General features: G+C 61.4%; 1 protein-coding gene. It reads left to right on the top strand.

All coding sequences use genetic code 11. From position 1 onward, the window contains the following. Positions 1 to 121: 121 nt before the first annotated feature. On the top strand, positions 122 to 1,468 hold the full coding sequence (locus tag ACTZWY_RS19715; protein ID WP_444792406.1) for an IS5 family transposase: 1,347 nt from the start codon (positions 122 to 124) through the stop codon (positions 1,466 to 1,468). The last annotated feature ends 20 nt before the right edge of the window (positions 1,469 to 1,488 follow it).

Here is a 1,488-nt window from a genome sequence, read left to right as displayed (position 1 = left end):
TAGTTCGCCCTGAACAATTCGCAATACACTGATTTTGCGATTAAAAAGGGCGATTTTTGTCGCCCTTGATTGCAGGGTTTTGTATGATTCCAGCAGAAACCTTGCAATTTCGGGGTGGGCGATGAAGGCGAAGCCGAAGGGGCCAGAGCAAGACGATCTGTTTCGCGCGCGTCTGGTCGAAATCATCGACATGCGCCATGAGCTGGTAAAGCTGGCCGCACTGATCGACTGGGAGTTTTTCGAGCGCGAATGGGCCGGGTTTTTTCCTTCGGAGGCTGGCCGGCCCGCCACGCCCTCGCGCCTGGTAGCGGGTCTTCTCTACCTCCAGCATGCCTACCAGTTGTCGGATGAGGCTGTGGTCGCGCGCTGGGTGGAGAACCCCTATTATCAGCATTTCTGCGGCGAGGTGTTCTTTCGGCACCGCGCCCCGATCAACCCGTCATCCCTGACGCGCTGGCGTAACCGCATTGGCGAGGAAGGTGCTGAGTGGTTGCTAACCAAGACCATCGAGGCTGGGCGCGCCTCGGGGGCTGTGGATGACAAAAGCCTTGAGCGGGTCTCGGTTGACACGACGGTCATGGAAAAGAACATCGCCTATCCGACTGATGCACGGCTCTATGAACGCGCCCGCCAGAAGCTTGTGGCGCTGGCCCGTGAGGCGGGTGTCGAATTGCGCCAGAGCTACGCACGGCTTGCCCCGCGCCTCGCACGGCAGGTCGGGCGTTATGCCCATGCCCGCCAGTTCAAGCGCATGCGCAAGGCGCTGCGAACGCTGAAAGGCTACACAGGTCGGGTCATGCGCGATCTACGCCGCCACCTGCGCGACATTCCTGCAGGCGCGCTGCGCGAGGGAATCTGCGATGCGCTGGTGCTGACGGGGCGGCTGCTGGACCAAAAGCCGAAGGACAAACACAAGATCTACAGCCTGCATGAGCCCGAGGTCGATTGCATCTCGAAAGGCAAGGCGCGGGTCCGATACGAGTTCGGCACCAAGGTTTCCATCGCCGCCACCATCAACGAGGGCTTCATTGTCGGTGCCCGCTCCATGCCCGGCAACCCGTATGACGGCCACACGCTCGCGGACGCGCTGGATCAGGTCGAAGTGCTGACCGACATCCGCCCCGCGCTGGCCGTGGTCGACCGAGGCTATCGCGGCCATGGCGTGACGCGCACCCGCGTGCTGATCAGCGGCATGCGCAAAGGCATCACACCCATGCTGGCGAAACTCCTGCGACGACGCAGCGCCATCGAGGCCGAGATCGGGCACATGAAAACAGACGGACGACTGACGCGATGCCCGCTGAAGGGCACGGAGGGCGATGCGATCTTTGCTGTCCTCTGCGCCTGCGGCCACAATATCCGCAAGATACTGGCCCACCTGAGAGCAATCTTGGCGCTCTTCATCGCGGCCATACTCGCCGCCATTTGGCAGCGCACAGTCAATAAAGTTACACCAGAAGCCGGGTGAGAGGATTGTTCAGGGCGAAC

Origin of the sequence: Roseinatronobacter sp. NSM, from assembly GCF_052379845.1 — a bacterium.
Lineage (GTDB): Bacteria > Pseudomonadota > Alphaproteobacteria > Rhodobacterales > Rhodobacteraceae > Roseinatronobacter.
The sequence above is the reverse complement of the archived record's forward strand: the minus strand, read 5'-3'. Positions and strand labels throughout refer to the sequence as shown.

What these genes read in the sequence shown, in the direction of transcription:
- ACTZWY_RS19715 (WP_444792406.1), top strand. Translation starts at nt 122, where the DNA reads ATGAAGGCGAAGCCGAAGGGGCCAGAGCAAGACGATCTGTTTCGCGCG.